The sequence below is a fragment of the Streptomyces viridosporus genome (assembly GCF_002078235.1).
GTDB lineage: Bacteria > Actinomycetota > Actinomycetes > Streptomycetales > Streptomycetaceae > Streptomyces > Streptomyces viridosporus.
The window spans coordinates 1-20672 of record NZ_MSGP01000250.1 but is presented as its reverse complement, the minus strand read 5'-3'; the positions used below and the strand labels follow the sequence as shown (position 1 = coordinate 20672).

18 protein-coding genes and 9 pseudogenes are annotated in these 20672 nt (G+C 70.9%); 12 read left to right on the top strand and 15 right to left on the bottom strand.

Annotated elements, in window-relative coordinates:
* Positions 1–829 (top strand): ACR3 family arsenite efflux transporter (gene arsB, locus B7L92_RS18650; RefSeq protein WP_081238670.1); only part of this gene is annotated, 829 nt, incomplete at its 5' end.
* A pseudogene (locus B7L92_RS42450) lies at positions 826–1669 on the top strand (SidA/IucD/PvdA family monooxygenase); the annotation flags it as partial. The gene arsB and the pseudogene B7L92_RS42450, both read left to right, overlap by 4 nt.
* 33 nt (positions 1670–1702) lie before the next feature.
* On the opposite strand, the gene B7L92_RS18640 reads toward B7L92_RS42450, so the two are convergent.
* The 3 genes from B7L92_RS18640 to B7L92_RS18630 are packed head-to-tail and all read right to left on the bottom strand — an operon-like array spanning position 1703 to position 3270.
* Complete coding sequence (locus B7L92_RS18640) at positions 1703–2209, bottom strand: GNAT family N-acetyltransferase (protein ID WP_081238669.1); 507 nt, start codon at positions 2207–2209, stop codon at positions 1703–1705.
* Between the two features lie 23 nt (positions 2210–2232).
* Complete coding sequence (locus B7L92_RS18635; RefSeq protein WP_081238667.1) at positions 2233–2613, bottom strand: ArsR/SmtB family transcription factor; 381 nt, start codon at positions 2611–2613, stop codon at positions 2233–2235.
* Between the two features lie 42 nt (positions 2614–2655).
* Entirely contained in the window at positions 2656–3270 is a 615-nt protein-coding gene (locus tag B7L92_RS18630; RefSeq protein ID WP_081238666.1) for an NAD(P)/FAD-dependent oxidoreductase, read from the bottom strand.
* A 298-nt stretch (positions 3271–3568) separates the two neighbouring features.
* Between B7L92_RS18630 and B7L92_RS41425 the strand changes: the two are divergent.
* From B7L92_RS41425 to B7L92_RS43685, 5 genes and pseudogenes are all read left to right on the top strand, one after another.
* Positions 3569–3766, top strand: a pseudogene (locus B7L92_RS41425) (NAD(P)-binding protein); the annotation flags it as partial.
* Between the two features lie 201 nt (positions 3767–3967).
* Positions 3968–4432: an ArsI/CadI family heavy metal resistance metalloenzyme gene (locus B7L92_RS18620; protein ID WP_081238665.1), complete on the top strand. Its 465-nt coding sequence runs from the start codon at positions 3968–3970 to the stop codon at positions 4430–4432.
* 61 nt (positions 4433–4493) lie between these two features.
* Positions 4494–4763, top strand: a complete 270-nt coding sequence (locus B7L92_RS40320; protein ID WP_143626346.1) for a hypothetical protein — start codon at positions 4494–4496, stop codon at positions 4761–4763.
* A gap of 5 nt (positions 4764–4768) precedes the next feature.
* Positions 4769–5827 carry an aminoglycoside phosphotransferase family protein gene (locus B7L92_RS18615; protein ID WP_081238664.1) on the top strand — a complete coding sequence of 353 codons (1059 nt, stop codon included), beginning with the start codon at positions 4769–4771 and terminating at the stop codon, positions 5825–5827.
* Between the two features lie 47 nt (positions 5828–5874).
* A pseudogene (locus B7L92_RS43685) lies at positions 5875–6163 on the top strand (hypothetical protein); the annotation flags it as partial.
* A gap of 549 nt (positions 6164–6712) precedes the next feature.
* Here B7L92_RS43685 and B7L92_RS43535 read toward each other — a convergent pair.
* Together B7L92_RS43535 and abc-f are read right to left on the bottom strand one after the other, a co-directional pair.
* A pseudogene (locus B7L92_RS43535) lies at positions 6713–7000 on the bottom strand (ATP-binding cassette domain-containing protein); the annotation flags it as partial.
* 79 nt (positions 7001–7079) lie between these two features.
* A complete protein-coding gene (abc-f, locus tag B7L92_RS18595) occupies positions 7080–8714 on the bottom strand; it encodes a ribosomal protection-like ABC-F family protein (protein WP_081238663.1) in 1635 nt (544 codons plus the stop codon).
* A gap of 541 nt (positions 8715–9255) precedes the next feature.
* On the opposite strand from abc-f, the gene B7L92_RS42440 reads away from it, so the two are divergent.
* Positions 9256–9573, top strand: coding sequence for a hypothetical protein (locus B7L92_RS42440; RefSeq protein WP_255311026.1), 318 nt, complete (start codon positions 9256–9258; stop codon positions 9571–9573).
* Positions 9574–9719: 146 nt separating this feature from the next.
* Here B7L92_RS42440 and tpg read toward each other — a convergent pair whose 3' ends face one another.
* The 5 genes and pseudogenes from tpg to B7L92_RS42430 form a co-directional block, all read right to left on the bottom strand.
* Complete coding sequence (gene tpg / locus B7L92_RS18580) at positions 9720–10277, bottom strand: telomere-protecting terminal protein Tpg (RefSeq protein WP_081238668.1); 558 nt, start codon at positions 10275–10277, stop codon at positions 9720–9722.
* Positions 10278–10289: 12 nt separating this feature from the next.
* A complete protein-coding gene (tap, locus tag B7L92_RS18575; protein ID WP_081238662.1) occupies positions 10290–12530 on the bottom strand; it encodes a telomere-associated protein Tap in 2241 nt (746 codons plus the stop codon).
* A 161-nt stretch (positions 12531–12691) separates the two neighbouring features.
* Positions 12692–12994, bottom strand: a complete 303-nt coding sequence (locus B7L92_RS42435; protein ID WP_255311027.1) for a hypothetical protein — start codon at positions 12992–12994, stop codon at positions 12692–12694.
* A 9-nt stretch (positions 12995–13003) separates the two neighbouring features.
* Positions 13004–13201, bottom strand: a pseudogene (locus tag B7L92_RS43910) (hypothetical protein); the annotation flags it as partial.
* Positions 13123–13344 (bottom strand): annotated as a pseudogene (locus tag B7L92_RS42430) (transposase); the annotation flags it as partial. The pseudogenes B7L92_RS43910 and B7L92_RS42430, both read right to left, overlap by 79 nt.
* A gap of 128 nt (positions 13345–13472) precedes the next feature.
* Between B7L92_RS42430 and B7L92_RS18565 the strand changes: the two are divergent.
* Positions 13473–13814: pseudogene (locus B7L92_RS18565) on the top strand (transposase); the annotation flags it as partial.
* Between the two features lie 132 nt (positions 13815–13946).
* Here B7L92_RS18565 and B7L92_RS18560 read toward each other — a convergent pair.
* Positions 13947–14369: pseudogene (locus B7L92_RS18560) on the bottom strand (IS701 family transposase); the annotation flags it as partial.
* Between B7L92_RS18560 and B7L92_RS42425 the strand changes: the two are divergent.
* Together B7L92_RS42425 and B7L92_RS18550 are read left to right on the top strand one after the other, a co-directional pair.
* Positions 14363–14485: pseudogene (locus tag B7L92_RS42425) on the top strand (IS982 family transposase); the annotation flags it as partial. The pseudogenes B7L92_RS18560 and B7L92_RS42425 overlap by 7 nt on opposite strands.
* Before the next feature lie 68 nt (positions 14486–14553).
* Positions 14554–15060: a hypothetical protein gene (locus tag B7L92_RS18550; protein ID WP_081238661.1), complete on the top strand. Its 507-nt coding sequence runs from the start codon at positions 14554–14556 to the stop codon at positions 15058–15060.
* Here the strand turns inward: B7L92_RS18550 and B7L92_RS42420 are convergent.
* On the bottom strand, positions 15057–15278 hold the full coding sequence (locus B7L92_RS42420) for a DUF6207 family protein (RefSeq protein ID WP_244302583.1): 222 nt from the start codon (positions 15276–15278) through the stop codon (positions 15057–15059). The two genes, B7L92_RS18550 and B7L92_RS42420, sit on opposite strands and share 4 nt — an antisense overlap.
* A gap of 510 nt (positions 15279–15788) precedes the next feature.
* On the opposite strand from B7L92_RS42420, the gene B7L92_RS18540 reads away from it, so the two are divergent.
* Positions 15789–16982 (top strand): trypsin-like serine protease, encoded by a 1194-nt coding sequence (locus B7L92_RS18540; RefSeq protein ID WP_016828255.1) that lies wholly within the window; start codon positions 15789–15791, stop codon positions 16980–16982.
* Here the strand turns inward: B7L92_RS18540 and B7L92_RS43905 are convergent.
* The 3 genes from B7L92_RS43905 to B7L92_RS18525 all read right to left on the bottom strand — a co-directional run.
* Positions 16940–17602, bottom strand: coding sequence for a DUF4357 domain-containing protein (locus B7L92_RS43905; protein WP_438364002.1), 663 nt, complete (start codon positions 17600–17602; stop codon positions 16940–16942). The two genes, B7L92_RS18540 and B7L92_RS43905, sit on opposite strands and share 43 nt — an antisense overlap.
* A gap of 85 nt (positions 17603–17687) precedes the next feature.
* The gene (locus B7L92_RS18530) at positions 17688–19787 is read right to left on the bottom strand and encodes a GmrSD restriction endonuclease domain-containing protein (RefSeq protein ID WP_081238659.1); all 2100 of its coding nucleotides are present in this window, start codon (positions 19785–19787) and stop codon (positions 17688–17690) included.
* A 326-nt stretch (positions 19788–20113) separates the two neighbouring features.
* A partial coding sequence (locus B7L92_RS18525; protein ID WP_107501529.1) for a transposase occupies positions 20114–20672 on the bottom strand: 559 nt, incomplete at its 5' end.

Here is a 20672-nt window from a genome sequence, read left to right as displayed (position 1 = left end):
CGACCGGAAGCTGATGATCTCCTCACTGGTCGTCAACTGGCTCGTCGGCCCGGCGGTGATGTTCGCCCTCGCCTGGATCTTCCTGCCGGACCTGTCCGAGTACCGCACCGGCCTGATCATCGTCGGTCTGGCCCGCTGCATCGCCATGGTCATCATCTGGAACGACCTCGCCTGCGGCGACCGCGAGGCCGCCGCCGTGCTCGTGGCGCTGAACTCGGTCTTCCAGGTCCTGGCCTTCGGCCTGCTCGGCTGGTTCTACCTCGACCTGCTGCCCGGCCGGCTGGGCCTGGGCAACGGCGAGCACCTCGACATCTCCACGGGGGAGATCGCCCTCAATGTCGCCGTCTTCCTCGGCGTGCCGCTGCTGGCCGGGTTCCTCACCCGCCGCATCGGCGAGCAGAAGATGGGCCGCGAGAGGTACGAGAACGGCTTCCTGCCGAAGATCGGCCCCTGGGGGCTGTACGGCCTGCTGTTCACGATCGTCATCCTCTTCGCCCTGCAGGGGAAGACCATCACCTCGCAGCCTTGGGACGTCGCCCGCATCGCGCTGCCGCTGCTGGTCTACTTCGCCGCGATGTGGTTCGGCACCTTCCTGCTGGGCAAGGCGATCGGCCTGAACTACGACCGGACCACCACCCTCGCGTTCACCGCCGCCGGCAACAACTTCGAGCTGGCCATCGCGGTCGCCATCGCCACCTTCGGCGTGACGTCGGGACAGGCCCTGTCCGGCGTCGTCGGCCCGCTGATCGAGGTGCCGATCCTGGTCGGCCTGATCTACGTGTCCCTGGCCTGGCGCAAGAAGTTCACCACCGCGCAGCCGGGTTCATGACGCAGAGCGTGGATGTGGTGGTGGTCGGCGGCGGCCGGGCAGGGCTCACCGCCGGCCATCACCTGCGCCGCCTCGGCGTGCACTTCACTGCTCCCGGCGCCGGCCCGGCACCTGGCGGGCCCGGGCGGTCATCAGCGCGACCGGCACCTGGTCGCGCCCCTTCGTCCCCGCCGCCCCGGGCCGCGGCGTCTTCACCGGACGACAGGTGCACACGGTGAACCACCACCGTCCGGCCGACTTCGCCGGGTTGGGGGTCCCCCCGGCCGGAGGCCGGGGAGCGTCATCATGGTCGGCGGCGGCGACTCCGGCGCGCAGATCGCCGCCGACCTCGCCCTGGCCGGCGACGTGACCGTGACGGTGACGTGGGCGACCCGGCGCGCGTCGCGCTTCCTGCCCGACGACATCGACGGCCGCGTCCTGTTCGACGTCGCCACCGCCCGCCGCCACGCCCTCGACGCCGGCCGCGGCGACACCGGCGGCGTGGCCTCGCTCGGCGACATCGTCGCCCTGCCCCCGGTCCGCGCCGCCCGTGATGCCGGACTCCTCACGGCGAAGCCGATGTTCCCCCGGCTCACCACCACCGGCGTCCGATGGGCCCACGGCAGCCGGGCCGAAGCGGACGCGATCATCTGGTGCACCGGCTTCCGGCCGGCCCTCGCCCACCTCGCCCCACCGGGCCTGCGCGGGCCGCGCGGCCACATCCCGACCGCCGGCACCCGTGCCGTCGCCGAGCCGCGCCTGCTCGGGTACGGCGACTGGACCGGCCCGGCCTCCGCGACCCTCATCGGCGTCGGCAGGCCGGCCCGGGACGCGGCCCGCGAGATCACCGAGCTCCTGGAGCGCCGGCGGGGGCAGGCGGCCGGGGACTTCCGGCTACGTGAGGACCGGGCTGCGGCGCTCGACGAGGACGACGTCGCGCCAGACGCCGTGGTGGCGCCCGATCCGCTCCCGGGTACCGATGACGCGGAACCCGGCGCGCTGATGGACGGCGAGACTGGCTGTGTTCTCCGGGAAGATCCCGGACTGGATGGTCCAGATCCCGGCCTGCTCGGTGGAGTCGATGAGCCTCTTGAGCAGCGCCGAGGCGATGCCGCGGCCGCGGGCGGCGGGGTGGACGTAGACGGAGTGCTCGACCACGCCCGCATACGCGCACCGGTCCGAGACCCTGCTCGCGGCCACCCAGCCCAGCACCGCCCCGCTTTCGTCGAGGGCGGCGAAGCGGTGCGCGGGCAGCTTCGCCGCGTCGAACGCCTCCCAGGAGGGCGGACCGGTCTCGAAGGTGGCGTTGCCCTCGTCGATCCCGGCTTGGTAGATCGTCAGCACCTGCTCGGCGTGCTCCGCCGTCAGCGGTACCACCACCGCGCTCAACGCCCCGCTCACCACCGTCCCCTTTGCGTCGGCCGTCAGGCCGCGGCGGGCAGCGTCAGCAGCTTGCCCATCGCGGCCAGCACGGACGGCTCGACCCGGTAGTACACCCAGGTGCCGCGCCGCTCGGAGGTGAGCAGCCCGGCCTCCTTGAGCTTCTTCAGGTGGTGGGAGACGGTCGGCTGGGAGACGCCGACATCGGAGATGTCGCACACGCACGCCTCGCCGTCCTCGTGGGAGGCCACGGCGGAGAACAGCCGCAGGCGGACCGGGTCGCCGAGCGCCTTGAACATCCGCGCCGCGGTCTCGGCCTCCGCGGCGGTCATCGGGCGCTCGGTCAGCGGCGGGCAGCACGGCACCACGTCCTGGCCTTCGGGGCCTTCGGGTTCGAGCAGCGGCAACACCTTCGCATTCGACATACATCTATGTTGACACACGTCGAACCAGTGCGGCCAGATCCGTCACCGGCGTGCGAGACGGGCGGCCGGGTGCCGGGCGACGCGGTCCGCGTCCCGGTCCGCGCCGCGCAGCGAGTTCGAGGACAGGCTGCGCTGCCACTCCAGCCCCACGAGCGCCAGCCCCGCCGCTTCGGTGGGGATCCCCTCGCGGTGCCGGGGGTTTCCGGCGGTGTCCAGGGCGCCGTCGACGCCGGTGAGGTAGGGCAGGTCCGGGCGGTAGCCGGTGGCGAGCACGCTCGCATCGACCTCCACCCGCTCCCCGTCCGGCCGGGTGAGTTCGCTTCCGTCGGCACCGGTGAACAGCGGCCGTGGCTCGGGCCGTCCGGCGGCCGGCGCGGCCCGGTACCGGCCCTCGTCGGGGACCGGCTGTGGCGGAGGGCGTCGGAGGAGCCGGCCCAGGGGTGCGGTGTCCAGGCCGGTGCGCGTCAGCCAGAAGTGCAGGTCCCGACCGAGGATGCGCTGTGCCGCGTATGTCACCGGCTGCCTGGTGGCGAGCGTGACGTGCGTGGTCCCGGCGAGCTCGGCGGCGATCTGCACCGCGGAGTTTCCGGCCCCGACCACGACCACGCGGCGGCCGGTGAACGGCGCCGGGCTGCGGTGATCGGCGGCGTGCGGCACCTGGTCGGTGAACTTCTCCAGCCCCGGCAGCCCCGGCAGCCCCGGCAGCCCCGGCAGCCCCGGCAGCCCCGGCAGCCCCGGCAGCCCGGCAGCGCCGGCCGGTGCGGTCGGCCGAAGGAACCGGAGGCCGCGACGACGGCACGTGCCGCGAGCCGGCCGTCGTCCCCTTCGAGAGCCACCTCGAACAGGAGCCCCCTGTGTTTCGATGAATGCCTATGTTGACGCCTATCGATACAGGTGTCATGCTGGGCTGCGCAAGCCATCGACAGATGTCGAAACAGAAACGCGAGGAGCCGCCGTGAACGCGCCCGCCACCCCCGAGCCGCCGGTCGTCGTGATCGGGGCGGGCCCCGCCGGTCTGGCCGCCGCCCACCTGCTCGACCGGGGCATCGAACCCCTGGTCCTGGAGGCCGGGCCCACCGCCGGCGCCGCGGTGCACGAGTGGGCGCACGTGCGCCTGTTCTCCACCTGGGACGAGGTCGTCGACCCCGCCGCCCTCGCCGGCGCCGACCGCGTCGAACTCACCCTTCCCGAAACCGGAGTCTGCGGCGGCGCGGGTCTGTTCGACGACCCCGACGCCGCCCAGGGCAGCGAGGAGGGCGGCTGCTGCGGTGATCCGGCCACCCTCCAGATCGGCATCGGCGCCCCGGCCGCCTCCGGCAGCTACTGAACCCACATCCACACGAGGAGGTCCGTCATGTCCCGCGTACAACTCGCCCTCCGGGTCCCCGACCTGGACGCGTCCGTCGCGTTCTACAGCAAACTGTTCGGCACCGAGCCCGCGAAGCTCCGCGACGGCTACGCCAACTTCGCCATCGCCGAGCCCCCTCTCAAGCTCGTCCTGGTCGAGGGCGCGGCAGGTGAGGCAACGCGCCTGGACCACCTGGGCGTCGAGGTCGAGAGCACCGAGGACGTCCACGCCGCCACCACCCGTCTGAGTCAGGCCGGCCTGGCCACCGACGTGGAGAACGACACCACCTGCTGCTACGCCCTCCAGGACAAGGTCTGGGTCCACGGCCCCGGCCAAGAGCCCTGGGAGGTCTACGTCGTCAAGACCGACGCCGACACCCTGGCCAAGCAGCGGAACAGCACCTGTTGTGCCCGCCCGGCCGAGGCGGACAAGAAGGAACCGGCCGTCTCGGGCGGCTGCTGCAGCTCGTGACCACTCTCCACACCCACACGAGCGGGGCCGCGACCGGAACAGGGGACCGGTCGCGGCTCCCGTGACCGGCAGACGGTCGGTCGCCGACACCTCCGTACTCACCGGTGCGAGCCGGCCCGGTACCCGTACGCCCTCCAGGGACACCAGCGGACCGTCGCCCTCCGCCACCGGTGCGGCGAGCACCGTGGAGGACAACTGGCTCGGGGTGTCCTGGATGAAGGGGACCTCGCAGAGCGAGGGTCAGCTGCTGGCGTGCTCGTCGGCCGGCGAGACAACGGTGGCGTCCTTGACGAAAAATCCGTACACCGTGCTGCGGAGCGCCCTACGCTGACCATCATGCCGACCCGGGCGCCGATCAGCGACGAGCTGCGTTCTGCGGTGGGCTCCCCCACGGAGGCCACGCTCCTGGACAGCAGCCCGCGCTCCCGGGTGTGGCGGGTCGAGCTGCGTGGTGGTGACCGGGTGATCGTCAAACAGATCACCGACGGAGGTGGAACCGGGTTCGACGGGGATGCGCGCTATGCGCGGGAGGTCGCCGCGTTGCGGCTCGCAGCGCGGGCGACCCGGCCGGCCGTCGCGCCCGCGCTGCTCGGAACGGACCCGGCGTCCCGCGTGATGGTCCTGGAGCACCTGGACGATCTCGGTGCGGTCGACGACTGGATGCCGGGCTACGCCGAGTCCCTCGCCCGGCTGCACGCGCTCACCGGGCCGGCCGATACGGGCGCGCTCCCCGCCTGGTCCGGACCGACGGCCGCCGACGCCGATTCCTTCCTCGCGCTCGCCAAGGCGCTCGACGTCCCCGTCCCGCCCGCGGTGCCGAACGAACTCGTCGGCCTGATCGACCGGCTCGACCCCGCGCCCCACCACGCGCTGCTGCACGGCGACCCCTGCCCCGGCAACGACCTGCGCACCGCCACCGGTGTCCGCTTCGTCGACTTCGAGCAGGCGTCGCTGGGCAACGGCCTGGTCGAACTCGCCTACTTCCGCATCGGGTTCCCGACCTGCTGGTGTGCGGTGTCGGTCACGGCCGCGCCACTCGCAGAAGTCGAGGACGTCTACCGTGCCACGTGGCGGAGTCTCACCGGCACGGACGTCCTCGGCGACCTCGCCGACGCCTGCGCCGGCTGGCTCATCCGTGGTGACGCACTCGTCGAACGCGCCCACCGCGAGTCGGTCGACCACCTCGCACGGGTGTCGGCGGAGGACTTCGAGTGGGGCTACGTCTCTGCCCGGGAGCGCCTCGTCCACCGGCTCGACGTGGTCGCCGACCTGACCCGTGACCACGACCGTCTGCACGCACTCGGTCACCTCAGCGCGGCCCTGGCCGCACGCCTGCTGGAACGCTGGCCCACACTGCGTCCCCTGCCTGCGCAGAACACACGACCTTGGTACTGACAGCCTGTGTGATCACCGAGTGCGGTCGCCGGGTGCGTAGTGCTTCCATGGAGGATCAGCTCGGCGCGCTCTGCCTGGTCCTCCATGCCGCCGTACTGTGGACCACCCGCTACCTGGACGCCGCCGTCGACCAGGTAGCGGGCGATGCCCGCCGACCAGCGTGAGCACGACGTCCTGAATGAGGGCGTCGCCCGTCCCTCCCCGCTCCAGCACGCGAACCTCGACGTGCTGGGCCGCTACGGCTCCCGCGCCTCCGCACCGATCCGCCGGTGCCGGTGGGGCGCCTGCTCACAGATGCCCTTGCCCGGATCGCGGCGGGTTTGCCAACCCCCCTAGCAATCCACTACGGACGGCAAGCCCGGCGGGCGGTCGGGCCGATGTCCCCTGCCCGGAAACCGGAAAAAAACCGGAAAGAGGAGACTGCCCATGATCGACGTCATCATCGCGGTTCGGGAGAAGGCACTCGAAGGGCAGGTGACGGCCGCGAACAAGGGCAACCACGGCGGACGGCCGAAGGTCGTCGACGACGACATGCTGCTGCTCGCCCGTGCGCTCAAGGACAAGGGCGTGCCCGTCCCCGAGATCGCCAAGAAACTGACGATCAAGACCGGGAAGAACGCCGGACAGCATCCTTCCGTCGTCTCCGTCCACCGCGCGCTCGCCGACGCCGAGGAGACCGACGCGTCAGCAGGCGCACGCACAGGTCATCGCCCCGCGCCGACCGACCCGAGTGGACCTCACCGAGCCCGGCAGCGGCGCCGACCCCGCGCTGATGGGACGGCTCGAACGTCAGGTCCTCGGCCCGCGAGACCGACACCCCTCAGCCGAGCGCCCGACCGAGATCGCCCCTTAGCGCCAATGGCTGTTCCGTTGTTCCCCGGGACCGGCCTCGCGCAGGGCGTCGTCGAGCACGTCGGCGACGGTCGCGTCGGTGTCGTACGGCGTCTCCCGCCGGAGGAAGCCCGGGGCGGGCGGGCGCGTGACGCTGCCGGCGTCGGGCTCGTCCGCCTCGGCCGGCAGGCGCAGCAGGGTCGACTTGCCGACGCCGTTCTCCCCGATCAGCCCGATGCGGTGCCCGGGCGAGGCGGTCAGGGAGACGCCGTCGAGCACCCGTCGGCCGTCGCCGTCGAGGGTGCGGACGAGGTCGTGGACGAGCAGAGCGGGCTGAGGCAGGGGATTCCGTCCGACGTGATCGGTGTTCGGCCCGCGGGGCGGCACGCCCCGACACGGACCAGGGCGGCACGCCGGCGGCTCACACCTCGGGGGCCCCCGTCTCCTTCAGCTCGCCGTCGGCGAGCCGCAGCCACCGGTTCACGCCGATCTCGCGCAGGAACCGCTCGTCGTGGCTGACCACCACGAAGGCCCCCTGATAGGAGCTGAGGGCGCTCTCCAACTGGCCCGTGCTGACCAGGTCGAGGTTGTTCGTCGGCTCGTCCAGGAGCAGCAGGTGCGGAGCCGGCTCCGCACACAGCACGCAGGCCAGGACGGCGCGCAGCCGTTCGCCTCCGGAGAGCACCCCGACGGGCAGGTGGGCGCGAGGCCCCCGGAAGAGGAAGCGGGCGAGCAGGTTCATCCGCTCGGCCTCCGGCCGCTTCGGGGCGTGGTCGGTGAAGTTCTCGGCGACCGTACGGTCCGGGTCGAGCAGGTCGAGGCGCTGCGAGAGGTAGGCGATGCGGCCGTCGGCCCGCTTGATCTCGCCGCCCTGTGGTGTCAGATCGCCGTTGACCAGGCGCAGCAGAGTGCTCTTGCCGGCGCCGTTGGGACCGGTCAGCGCGATGCGCTCCGGACCCCGGATCGTCAGGTCGACGCCCCGGCCGGCGAACACGTCCCTGTCGCCGAGGCGGACGCGGAGCTGCTCGCCGAGGAACAGGGTGCGTCCGGCGGGCACGTCGGTGTCCGGCAGGTCCAGCGTGATGCGCTGTTCCTCGCGCAGCGCACGCCCGGACTCCTCCAGCCGGGCCTGCGCCTCGCCGACCCGGCCGGCGTGCACGTGTCCCGCCCGGCCCGCGGCCGCCTGCGCGCCCCGCTTCATGGTGCCGGCGAAGATGCGGGGCAGACCGGCGTTCTTCAGGTTGCGGGCGGCGTTGCTCTGCCGGCGTTCGGCGCGCTCGCGGGCCTGCTGCATCTCCCGCTTCTCCCGCTTCAGCTCCTGCTCGGCGTTGCGGACATTCCGCTCGGCGGCTTCCTGCTCGGCCTGCACGGCTTGCTCGTACTCGGTGAAGTTGCCGCCGTGGAAACGCAGTTCGTCACGGTCGAGTTCGGCGATGCGTTCCATGCGATCGAGCAGGGCGCGGTCGTGGCTGACCAGGAGCAGGCAGCCGTTGAAGTCCTCCAGCACGTCGTAGAGCTTGTGCCGGGCGTCGAGGTCGAGGTTGTTGGTGGGCTCGTCGAGCAGCAGCACGTCGGGCCGCTTCAACAACTGGGCGGCGAGGCCGAGGGAGACGACCTGGCCGCCACTGAGGGTGCTCAGGCTGCGGTCCAGGGCGAGACCCGCCAGGCCGAGGCGGTCGAGCTGGGCACGGGTGCGCTCCTCGATGTCCCAGTCGTCCCCGATCGTGGTGAAGTGCTTCTCGTCGACGTCCCCGGACTCCACGGCGTCGATGGCCTGGACGATCGCGGCGACGCCCAGCACCTCGGCGACCGTGAGGTCGCCGGTCAGGGGGAGGCTCTGCGGGAGGTGGCCGAGGGTGCCGGTCACGGAGACCGACCCGGTGCCGGGCCGCAGTTCACCGGCGATGAGCTTGATCAGCGTGCTCTTGCCGGTGCCGTTGGGCGCGACGAGGCCGGTGCGGCCGGAGCCGAGGGTGAAGGACAGGTCCTGGAAGACGGGGGTGTCGTCGGGCCAGGCGAAGGACAGGTTCGAGCAGATGACAGAGGCGTGGGACATGGAGGTGACCTCGTGAGGACGGGGCGGGAAAGACACGTCTGCCCCGGTGGCAGCCGAAGGGGGAAGAGGAGACGACGGCGAGGCCACGTCGGCGGCGCTTCCGTGCGCCGGCCGGTGGCCTGTCGGGTCCGGGTATCACCCGGAGATGTCGTCGTCCACCACCATGTCTGGGCTCCTCAACAAGCGATCAACGTCCCCGGCAGCCTAACAGGCCCCGTGGTCCCGGCTCGGACGCCTGGGAGCGAGCGACCCGTCGGTGGCTTTCAGGGCTTGGCCGCGGCGGTCCTCTTCGGCCGGCGGGGCGCGGTCTTGTCGCGGTCGAGGTGTCCGCAGGCCGTGGAGCGGGCGACGTCGAGCATGTCGGCGATCTGCTGGACGGTCTTCTCGCGAGCGTCGTGGAGCTGCCGGGCCGGTGCGGCCTGGTCCGGAGTCGGCTCGGGACGGCGCCCGCCGACCCGGCCACGCGCCCGCGCGGAAGGCGAGCCCGTCGTTGGTGTTCGCCACGGTCAGCTCCTGCTGGAGCTCAGCGAGCACGCCGAGCATGCTTCATGTGGTCGGCGACATCGACGACCTGGTCGCCTGCCACCACCGGCTCACCGGACCGCGCCGGGACCCGGACACGCTCCCGGCCGGTCAGCACGTCCTCACCGCCGGCCACACCGACCGGCAGACCACTCTCCTGGTGCGCACCGACACCGCGGTCCACGATCCGACCTGGACCATCGGTCCGCTCGGTCGGGAAGACATCGTCCTCGCCCCCATGCCCGGCCCGAGGTTGGACCAGAACAGTGCGGTGAGCCCGCGTCACTCCTCGCCTGAGAACTTCTTCGCCCGGGCCGGTCAGGCGAGGACCTGCTGAATCGGAGCGCTTGGCACATCCGCCGCCACTCCGCTCGGATGCCTTCCCCGGCCGATCCGGCCTTCGCCGCCTTGCAGATACGCGAGTGAGGCCCGGACCACTAGAACCTGAGCTCGGTCCGGGCCTCACGGCTGTTCGGGGAAGGGCTACAGGTCGAACTCGAGGTGCTCGATGTCGGTGAACCGGACCTCCTCCAGCTGGCCGGCGCGGCGGCCGCCGTCCTGGAAGTACACCTCCTTGAGCCCTTCGGCCACGATCTGCTGGAGCTGCTGGTCGCCGGCGCCGGCCTGCTGGGCGTCGAAGAGACGGGCGGCGTGCTGCGGCGGCAGCGCCACGGTCAGGTGCCGGACGCGGTCCTCGTCCGTGGAGCCGATCGGCGCGGTGTAGCCGAGCCGGGCGCGGGTGTCGATGACGATGCCGCCGGTGGTGGCCGCCTTCTGCCGCGCCCTGGCGCGGATCTGCGGCTGCCACCGCTTCTTCACCTCGCGCTCCAGGCGGGCGGCGAGGTCGGGGCGGGGTTTTTTGATCTGGTCCTTCACGTACCGCTCGACGGTGCGCTGCGAGATCCGCAGCACCTGGGCGACCGCCTTGGTGCCCTTGAGCTGCCTGACCAGGTACCGCATCTGCGCGGGCGCGCTCTTGGGCGCCGGGCGGGTGAACGCCTTCTGCACCGCGGCGTCCAGGCCGTCCCCGAACAGGCTCATCATGGCCCCCTCCTACTCTCCGTTGTCGACGTCGGTGACGGTGCCGTCCTTGATGTACCGGGCGAGGTTGAGCTCCGGGGCGTCGAACCGCTCGCGGACCTCCTCGCCCCACAGGACGCTCTGGGTGCCCTCGTGCTTGACCAGGCCGGGGTTGATGCCGAGCTTGAAGCCGCCGGGCAGCGGCTTGCCGTCACGGTAGGGCAGGAAGTCCAGCGGGCTGGTGCCGCCCGCCGCGTAGACGACGCAGTCGGAGAGGATCGCGACCGGGTACTGCCCGGTGAACGCCGCGTGCTTGACGATCTTGCGGTGCAGGTTGACGCGGGTACGGGAGATGACGGCCGCGCGGATGTCCGGCCGCCACGTCGGGCGGGACAGGGCCCGCCACGGCTGCCCGGGCCGCCAGCCCTCGCCCCGGGGCCGCTCGCGCAGTTTGCCCAGGCCGCCCTTCACGGTCGCCTTGATCGCCGAGACGACGATCGCCAGGTTCGGGTCGTGCTCCTTCCAGCCTTCCATCGCGGCGAGAAAGTCGGCCGGCTCCATGTCCGCGTGCACGCCGAGGTCGGCCATCGTGGCGAGGTAGGCGTCGCGCAGCCGCTGGTACCAGCCGTCCAGATAGCGGCCGTTCTCACGGCGGACGTACGCCTCGATCGGCGTGACGTCGTAACCGAGCTCGACCGCGTAGGCGACGGTCGGCGTCGCGTACCACGCCGGCCCCTCGGGACGGTCGCCCTTCGGCGTGAACGGGCTGGGCAGCAGCGAGCCGTCCAGCTCCACCCACTGCTTGCCGACCTTCACCCGGGACAGGTCGACGTGGGACAGGTCGACCAGCCACGAGCCCGGCAGCTTCGGGTCGAACGCCGGGGTCTTGACGTGCGTGGGCGCGCCGAGGCCGACGACCAGGCCGTTGGCGCCGGCCGCGAAGGCCATGTTCACGTCGATGCCGACCAGGTGGCGCAGGGTGCACTCCGCGTCGGTCATCGGCCGCGCCCAGTCGTACGCCTCCTCGAAGAGCTTCTCGCCGGGGCCGCGCACGTGGAAGCGCGGCAGGTCCTTGAGCAGGGGGTGTCCGTCGGGTGCCTCGCACGGCGCGCAGTCCACCGGGTCCTTCCCGAGGGAGCCGGGGTTGTGCTCGGAGTGACGTGTGCCGTCGGCGTCGGGCTCGGAGGCCCGCGTCGGCGGGTGCAGCGCGGTCATCAGCTCCAGGCCGGTCACGGCGGTGGAGCCGCGCGGGGTCATCACGCGGGAGGCGTACACGCCCAGGACCCGGGCGAGTTCGGCCGGCGGAAGCTGTGCGGCCGCGCCCCAGTGCCGGGAGTCGAGCGCGTGCCAGGAGGGGATGCACAGCTGGACGCAGGCCCGCTCCGAGCCGGTGGCGGGGCGGTAGATGCGCGCCCACGGGCCGAAGCCGCGCTTGGTCAGCTTCCACTCCGCGCGCGCGAGCTGCTTGATGACCTTGTGGTTCTCCGGGATCCGTCCGGCGAGGCGCTCCTCCTCGGTGAGGGTGGTGGGAAGGCCGTAGCGTTTCAGGGCGGCCTCGGTGAGCACGAGCAGCGGGTCGGCGTCCTTGCCGGGGCCGGACAGCCTCGGCTGCCCGAGTTTCGCCTCCTTCAGCGTCCACTCCACCAGGGCCGGGATCGACTTGGCGGGCACGTCCAGGATCAGACCGCCGGTGCAGTACGCCAGCACCTGCCCGTCCGTGTCGACGTCGACGACCGCCAGCGGCCCGTTCTCGAACCGCGGGTCGGCGCCGCCCGCCGGGGTGCCGGCCGGGGCCGCCTTCTTCGCACCCGGGCGGCGCGACGTCGACGACGGCCTGGCGGTGCGCGCCGGACGCGGCGCGGCCGCCGAAGCAATGGCAACGGGAGCAGGTGTAGGGGTCTGGGTGTTCTCGGTTGCGGTCATGTCCGCAGGGNNCCCTGCGGACAGAGTTCGCGCTTCCGTCGGGGCGGGCGCGCCGGTGGACGCGGCCGGCCCCGCCGGGACGACCGACTCCTTCGTCGCTGCGGGGGCGGGGTAGAGCTCTGCGAGTTGCTTGAGCAGCCGCGCGTACGCCTCACGCTCGGGGCCGCGCGGCTCGACCGGCTTCTTCACCGACTCCCAGCCGGACACCGTGGCCCGCCGCACCTTCAGCGCGGCGGCGACTTCGTCCAGCGTCAGGCCGTGCGCGACCCGCAACCGCTTGCGCTCCTCCGCCGGCGGCAGCGGGGAGCGGGACGCGACCAGCGCGTCGACCGCGTCGAACAACTCAGACATGGGGCACCTCCTGAGCTGAATTCTACCCCCATGAACCGCACAGATAGCGTACATTTACCGTACGAATCTCGTACGAAATGCGTTCAAGAGTCCAGATCGGGTGTTCCGGTCGGAATGGTGACCGGTTCTCACGAACGCACACCGAGCTGAGGCGCTGGTCACTACCGGCATGACCACGGCGAAGGGAGAAGACCTGCCCGGTCGCCCGAAGAAGGCGCCAGCGGGCCCGTCCTGACGACGTCCCCGAAGGAGAACGTGATGAGACTCGTCCGGCTGGCCGTGCTCAGCGCGCTCGCCGTCACGATGATGGTGAGTCCGGCGTGAGCGAGGAAGGACCAGGGCAGTTGATCATTCTGGCTGATGCGGTGGATGCCCCGTTCGGTGGCGTCGGCAACGTCTGCGAGGTGGTCGCCGGCGAGGTGGGCGAGCTCGCGCGCCTGGATCGCCGACCACAGCAGTTCCACCGGGTTGAGCTCGGGTGCGTAGGCCGGTAATCGCTCGAGGGTGAGCCAGGCCTGTTCGGCGACCCGGGCCGCATGGCCCGGCTCCAGTGGGCGGACAGCCCGTCCCAGACCAGCACCACCGGCTCTTCGGCGTAGAAGACTCTGACCTGCTCGAGGACCTGAATGAGTGCGGTGGTGTCGTAACTTCCGGGCTTCAGGTGGAAGCACAGCCGCGGACCGCGGCCGGGATCGGCGGCGTGATACCCCGGGGCCGCGGCCATCGAGGCACGTTTCCGGTTCAGCCGGTGCCGCAGAGTAGGGGTGCGGCCGCGGGGCGCGTAGGTGTGGCGGACCTGGGGCGGCAGCGACACTCCTGATTCGTCGAAGAACACGATCCGGGCACGCTTGTTCACCGCCCCTTTGTGATGCGCGGCTACTCATGAGCGATCCAGCGAGCGATCTCGGATTCGTCCCGTTCGTCCCGCTCGATCGCCCGCCGCTCCGGGTGCCCCGTCTCGGTCCGGGCCGCCCCCGTACCCGGCCGGACCACGTCATCGGCGACAAGGGGTACAGCTCCAGGGCCATCCGGTCCTGGCTGCGCCGCAAGGGCATCGCACACACGATCCCCGAGCGGGCCGACCAGGTCCGCAACCGGGCCCGACGCGGCAGCCGCGGCGGACGGCCGCCGGCCTTCAACCCCGAGGTCCACAAGCGCCGCAACGTGGTGGAACGCTGCTTCAACCGGCTCAAGCAGTGGCGAGGGATCGCCACCCGGTATGACAAGACCGCCGAGTCCTACCAAGCGGCCGTCACCCTCGCCGCGCTGCTGATGTGGGCGTGACACTTTGGCGACACCGCCTAGTAGGACTTGGTCAGGTTCGTATCGGTTTGGGTATGTCGCGGTGGCAGGTGGGGCAGGCTCCGCTCCAGGTGGCGAGGAGTGTCTGGAGCTCGCGGACGACTTGGTAGAGACTCAGGCCCGCGCCGGATCTTTTGGGTGACGGGCCAGTCGTTGCAGGGTGCAAAAGGCGTGGGCGACGGAGACGAGGGTGACGTGGTGGTGCCAGCCGGCCCAGGTGCGGCCCTCGAAGTGGGCCAGGCCCAGGGCCTGCTTCATCTCACGGTAGTCGTGCTCGATGCGCCGGCGGAGCCTGGCCGGCCGCACCAGGGTGGCCAGCAGCATGCCGGAGGGCAGGTTCGACAGCCAGAACTGCACCGGTTCGCTCTCGGCGGCCGGCCACTCCGCCAGCAGCCACCGCTCGGGCAGCTCCGGACCGCCGGTGGCCCGGCGGACGCCGCGTCCGGCCGGGCGGATGCGCAGGGCGACGAAGCGCGAGTACCTGCGCTTGACGCCACTTCGGCCCCTGCCCGGCCGGGATCCTTCGCGCCAGGACACCGGCCGGAGTCTTCGCCCGCACCGGACAACGACTCCTCGCCCTCGCCGTCGGCATCTGGCACAACTGGATTACTGGCGCCGCAGTCAAACGATCACTGATCGCCTACGACCACTGAAGACATCGGACTCATTCATCTAGCGTCGTTCGCGTACTGCCCCTGCCAGCCCAGCCGCAAGGAGCGTCATGCGTCTCAGCACCCGTACGGCCGCCACGGTGAGCGTGGCCGCTTCGCTCGTGGGCCTCGTCGGTTTCTCACCGTCGGCTTCGGCTTCGTCCTCCGGGTCATCGGAAGGCACGTACTGCTCCGTGGTCGTGGAGCGGGTGAAGCCGGGCGAGAAGGTGTCCCGGGTGAAGAGCCGGACCTGTTCCGACGACAGGACGACGGCGGCGACGATGAGCAGCAGTGCCGGAACCCTGCTCATCACGTGGTACCAGCACGCCGGGTACGGCGGCGGCATGACCCATGTGTACGGGGACTACGGTCCCTGCGACCGGTCCGGCTACGTCCTGGACGCCGGCATGTCGCGGTACATGATCTCCTCGTTCGAGACCTACAACAGCTGCGACGGGCAGATGGCCGCCCTCAACGACGACCCGAACCCGGTCTACTACTACGGCTACGCCACGGAGTACATGGGCGACCGGGCGAATGACAACATCGACTACATCAAGGTCTGGGACGCCCTTTAGAGCGGGTCACCGACGGCTGCCGCCAACCCCGACCATGAACCCGGCCATGGCTGGTCAGTGGAACCTGGCCGGCCGCCCCCGGCGCCACGAGCGTGGCGCAAGTCCAGGAAGCAGCGCGGCCGTACACCGGGCTCGCCGGGCTCCAGGCTCGTACGGTCCGCCGGTGCGATCGCACGGAGCGGCGGGCAACTCCTGGACCGCGGGCGCGGTTTCGTCATCGGCTGCCGCGATCTCCACTACAGCCGGAGACCGCGAGAAGCCGGGCGAGCCGGGCGCCGCGTGGACGACAGCGGCTGGGTGAAGGTGCCGACGGGGGCGCCCACTTGGGGTGTCGCGGGCCGAGTGCGGCAGTCCGTCCTTCAGGTGCGCAGGAAGTCGGCATGACGGGCGTGGGGTCCGGCCGTCTTCCGGCCGACGGCGGTGGAGAGCACGCTGCGGTGGAGCCGGGCTCCCTGCCGGTCGCACCGGAGCCGGTACGGCACTCGGTTCGACGATCCGGTCGGCGTCCAGCCGTGCGTGGACGTCGAGCGGTACGTCTTCACGGAGTCCGTCGAGAAGGTGGCTCTCCCGGCACCGCACCCGGCTGCACGTGCGACTCCGTGTTTCACTTCCAACCCCCGAGCATCTGGTTGGTATTAATCATTTGTAGATCGAATGTAAATCGGGGCCCATGAGGATGCCTGTGCCGTCTGATCACAGACTGCTACGCCAAGAGGAAAGGCATACTCATGAGATACGGCAGAACCAGCCTGTGGGCTGCGGGTTCGGCCCTGGCCGCGGCGATGGCGCTCGTCGGCACCCTCGCCCCGGGCGCCAGCGCCGAGCAGCAGCGCGACGGTAACAGCGAGAAGAGCGTCCCGATCTCACAGGCTGTCGGCGCCGACAACCTGCGGAAGATGAACGAGCAGCGACCCCTCGTCGCCGCTGCGAGCATCCTGGCCAAGGCCCAGGAGCGGGGCCACTACGAGGGCTACACGGGCATCGGCCTTCAGGAAGACCACGTCACCCTGTGGTGGAAGGGCGACCTGCCCGAGCCCGTACAGCGGGCCGCGGAGCGGGCCCGCAGAACCGCCCCCGTGCACATCGTCGCCGCGGACCACTCGCTGGCCGAACTCAAGGACGCCTCCGAGCTGTTACAAGCCCGGCTGGAGAAGGACCCCTCGCTCGGCCACAGCGTCAAGATCCCCACTGACGGCAGCGGACTGGTCCTGGCACAGGACACCACCCGCGCAGCACGCACCGCCTCCGTCGCGCAGGACCACAGCACGGTCGACCGGATCGCCGGCGTGTCCGTGAAGACGATCAGCGAGGAGCCTCTCCAGGAACGCTCGCGTGTGAACGACGGTGCGCCGTGGTCGGGCGGAGCACAGATAAACTTCAATGGCGGGGCGTGCACGGCCGGGTTCGGTGTGCGTGACGCAAGCGCGACCTACCTGCTCACCGCTGAGCACTGCGGTCGGAGCGGCAATCGGTTCACCAACCCGCAGGGCACCTACATCGGCACCTCCACCAAGTCCAGTGACGCCCACGACGTGATGCTCATCCCCACGAACTCCGACAACTTCATGTACACCGGGGGACCCGACAGCGACGCGGGCGTGCGGGTCGACGGCTGGGACCACGTCTTCCCGGGTGAGTACCTGTGCCAGTCCGGAATCACCAGCGCACGGGCCACGGGCGGCCCGGTCTGCAACATGAAGGTCCTCTTCTTCTACAACGACTCCGAAGACCTGGTGGAGGCGGAGCAGATGGACGGCCGGGAGGCGGCCCGCAGCGGTGACAGCGGCGGCCCGATCTACACCGCCTCGGCCGCCGGCGGCGCGATCGCCAAGGGCACGGTGACCCGTAGTGCGGGGGCGCGCCTGGGCTTCCAGGACTTCTACACGGCCACGCGGGACTTCGGCATCTGGATCAACAGGTAGATCCGTCCTCGCGGCCCGTGCCAGGGCCCGCCCGGCGTCCTCGGCGGCCGTGAAGGCCGGGAGGACGCCGGCTTCCGTCGCGGCGGCCTCGGCGAGCCGCAGCGCGGGCTGGTGGCGGGAGCCGAGGCGGGACGGCTGTCAGTGCGGCAGTTCCTGTCCCCGCACCAGCGGCAGGGTGTCGGCGAGCCGGACCGCTGGTGGGCCAGGCGCCGCCGGACGGGGCCGGGGACGCCCGGCAGCCGCAGCAGCCGCTCGCCGGCGGCGCGCAGGATGCGATTCTCGGCGGTGTCAGTGGTGTACGCGTCGTAGCCGTACACCAACGCGGCGGCGGCCGAGGAGGAGTTGCACTCGATGTCCCGGGCCGCCACCCAGCGCGCCCCGGGGCCGGCCGGGGCGTCCACGAGCGCGCCGCTCGCCCGCAGTTCCGCCCGGAACCGGCGTGCGTGGTGACCGAGTCCCGGCCACTCCTCGGCGGTCGCGAGGGAACCCTTCCGCAACAGGAACTTGTTCGTCCCGTCGTCGCCGTACTGGGTCAGCAAATGCCCGCGTGCCTCGGCACCGTCCTGCGGCAGCTTGATGCGGAAATCGGGCGCGCCGGACAGACGGTCGGGCAGCGGCATGGGTGACCTTCGGGGAGAGGGCGACGCCTGCGTCGAACACCGCGCAGGCTAAACGTTGGCACCGTCAACGTGTATACGTGAGGTTTCAGTCCTCTTCGGACAAGGCGGCGCGCAGGTCGGCCAGCGTCACCTGTCCCTCAGGGGTGTCGGCCAGCCAGAAGGTCCAGCCGTTGGTCCCCGCTCCGGCCGCGTTGGCGGCTCCGGACGGGGTGTCGTGGATCTGCCCGTCGAGCCGGATGCGGCCCTCGTCGTCGACGACGGCCACCTGCCCGTACTCCTCCCACGCGGGGGTGAGGACGGTGCCCGCGCTGATCAGGCCGGCGTCCAGCAGCTCCGACAGCTTGATCCGGCGGGAGGGGAGCATGCTCGCCGTGCGCTGCTCGGGCACGACGGACGGGGCGCTGTACACAGGGCGGTAGGAGTCGCTCTCCAACTGCCAGAAGGCGTCACGGACGACCTGTGCCATCAGGGCGCGGCGAGCGGTGAGGAAGGTGTCGTAGTCCATCGACGGCCAGTCGTCCGGCAGGGCGTGCAGATAGAGCTGGCGGGCCATGACGTCGGCGGGCAGACCCTTGGCGGCCAGCTGGGCGGGCCAGTACTGCGCCGGCGCCTGGTCGGAGATGGCGATGTTGTCACTCCACTCCAGTAGCGCCATGTTGGCGATCTGGTTGATGCGTGCGCTGGTGGTGATTCCGAGGGAGCTCTGCAGGTACTTCCGGGGGAAGAGATGATGCCGCTCGACGCCCTTGCGCGCGAGGATGGCCGGGTCGAGCCGGGTACGGACCTTGACGGTGGACAGCAGGACGTCCGCGTCCAGGATGTTGAGAGCCGCGATGTACGCGAGCAGGGCGGGCGATTTGGCGGCGGAGCTGTTCAGCGTGTTGGGCAGGGTGATGCTCCAGAAGTCCGAGGTGAGGGTTTCCCGGACGACCCGGTCGAGGGCGGTGGTGTAACCGTCCGCGTCGCCGTGCGGGATGTCCCGCAGCAGGGCGAGATCGTGCTCCATCTGAGACTCCACCGAACCGGTGTAGCGGCCGGTGAGCTGTGCCATGAAGAACCAGCGCGCGATGACGGACCGGAGCCGGTCGATGGGGACGTCGTAGCGGACGCGGCCGATCAGCCACAGCGCGTAGCTGTAGAGCAGCGCGTTCTGGCTGGAGATCATCTTCTCGCCGCGGAAGCCGGCGCGCTCCAGGCAGAGGAAGAACTCGTGCCAGTGCTGGAGGTCCAGGACGTGCTTCTGTGCCTCCTGGAGTTGTGCGAAGCGTGCCTCGCGCTGCCCGGGGGACAGCTTCCCGGTGGCGTCCCGCCCGCGCAGGGTCGCGTAGACCTGTTTGAGCACGGCGGAGTCCAGGCCGACGGCGGCGACCACGCGCAGCAGCTGGGGCGGCTTGGGCTTGATGTACCAGTTGAAGGGTGACGTGCCGTGGAGAGCCGGAGTTCGCGACTGCCGGCAGAACTCCTCCAGAGCGCGGCGTCCCTCCTCCCAGAACACGGAGGTGAGCGTGAGGATGAAGTCCGCCTGGTCGAGCTTCACGCCTTCGCTGTTGATGCGGACGAAGATCTCCGCGACCTGCTCCTCGTCGATGTCGGCCGAGAGCACCACCCCCTTGAACGGGTAGCTCTCCAGGTCGTGCAGACGGTCGAGCGCGTCCTGGATCCGGTCCTCCTCGGCCTCGGTGAGGGGACGCTTGTCGTTCAGGCGGGCGAGGAAGTCACGGATGACCTTGCGGCGCCCTGTGGCGGTGTCCCACAGCACGCTGATGTCCGGGAGGTACTCGGGATCCCTTTCGATGGCCGCGTCCGTGACGGCGAAGGTGTCGTCCGAGGGACGGAAGGCGATCCGGACGCGCGTCGTGCGGTAGTCCTCCCTCACCACGGGTGTGCCGGTCATGACGGCGAAGAGCGAGGTGAGGCGTTGCTGGCCGTCGACGATGAGCCGGCGAGCCGCCTCCGGTTTGGCCCCTTCGCCGATCTGCCGCGCCCCGGGTTCGATCCCGGTCTCCCAGAAGAGCAGGTAGCCGACCGGGAAGCCCTTGTACATCGAGTCGAACAGCTCGCGCGCCTTCGCCGGTTGCCACACGTAGGGGCGTTGCAGGTCGGGCAGGGCGATTTCGCCGCGCCGGATGTCGGTGATCAGGTCGGCTACCTGGTGGGTCGTGTCCTTGAACAGCACGGTGGCCATCGGCCGGGTCTCCTCGGGGTGATGGGAGGGGAAGGGCGGACTGTAGGATCAGTCGGTCATGGTGAGCAACGCGCCAGCCGCGTTTCCGGTACTTCGTCTCGCGTCGATTCGGCCGCTCCCACGTCGGATCCCGCCTTGGAGTCCGGGCCGCGCAGTCTGTCGACGACCCACTTCACTCCCGCCCCGGCGATGGTGAGGGCCAGGATCCCGGCAGCAGCTTCCCCTCGGCCCTTCGTCTTGTAGTGGGCTCTTGAGTCGTCAGGTCCACCTAAGTGCTGTCCCGTAAATGATCTACGACATGCTGGATGAACAGCGTCGTTTTCCGGTCACCCGGCGAGGGCGAGGTTGTGGAGGCGGGCGACGCCGAGCATGGCGTGGTGGACGCCTTCGCCTTTCAGGCGGCAGTCGTGGAGGATCTTCCAGGCCTTCATGCGGGCGAAGACGTGCTCGACGCGGGCGCGGACCTTGCGGTGTGAGCGGTTGTGGTCCTCTTTCCAGTCCGGGAGTTTGGTCTGACCGCGCTCGCGTCGGTGCGGGATGACCAGGCCGGTGCCGCGATAGCCGCCGTCCGCGATCACCGTGGTCCTGCCGACGGCGTCCTTCGCGCCGGACAGCTCCCACGCCCTGCAGTCGTTGCGGTTGCCCGCGACCGGCCGGCCGACGGCGACGACGAGCCGGGTGTCGGCGTCGATGACGACCTGGTGGTTGGTGGAGTACCGGTAGTTCTTCGACTGCTCGGCGACGCTGTGGTCACGCGTGGGCACCGGCGTGCCGTCCACGATCAGCACCGTGTCCTTGCGGAACCGCTTGCGCTGCTGCAGGGCGAGCGCCGGTCCGAGGTGGTCGATGATGCGGTCAGCCGCGGACTTCGACACCCCGAACAGC

Bases quoted from the DNA above. Each gene is read 5' to 3' on its own strand.
- B7L92_RS18635 (WP_081238667.1), bottom strand. From the start codon at position 2,613: ATGTCGAATGCGAAGGTGTTGCCGCTGCTCGAACCCGAAGGCCCCGAA.
- B7L92_RS18620 (WP_081238665.1), top strand. From the start codon at position 3,968: ATGTCCCGCGTACAACTCGCCCTCCGGGTCCCCGACCTGGACGCGTCC.
- B7L92_RS18615 (WP_081238664.1), top strand. From the start codon at position 4,769: ATGCCGACCCGGGCGCCGATCAGCGACGAGCTGCGTTCTGCGGTGGGC.
- abc-f (WP_081238663.1), bottom strand. From the start codon at position 8,714: ATGTCCCACGCCTCTGTCATCTGCTCGAACCTGTCCTTCGCCTGGCCC.
- B7L92_RS42440 (WP_255311026.1), top strand. From the start codon at position 9,256: ATGCTTCATGTGGTCGGCGACATCGACGACCTGGTCGCCTGCCACCAC.
- tpg (WP_081238668.1), bottom strand. From the start codon at position 10,277: ATGAGCCTGTTCGGGGACGGCCTGGACGCCGCGGTGCAGAAGGCGTTC.
- B7L92_RS18550 (WP_081238661.1), top strand. From the start codon at position 14,554: ATGCGTCTCAGCACCCGTACGGCCGCCACGGTGAGCGTGGCCGCTTCG.
- B7L92_RS42420 (WP_244302583.1), bottom strand. From the start codon at position 15,278: ATGACGAAACCGCGCCCGCGGTCCAGGAGTTGCCCGCCGCTCCGTGCG.
- B7L92_RS18540 (WP_016828255.1), top strand. From the start codon at position 15,789: ATGAGATACGGCAGAACCAGCCTGTGGGCTGCGGGTTCGGCCCTGGCC.
- B7L92_RS43905 (WP_438364002.1), bottom strand. From the start codon at position 17,602: ATGCCGCTGCCCGACCGTCTGTCCGGCGCGCCCGATTTCCGCATCAAG.
- B7L92_RS18530 (WP_081238659.1), bottom strand. From the start codon at position 19,787: ATGGCCACCGTGCTGTTCAAGGACACGACCCACCAGGTAGCCGACCTG.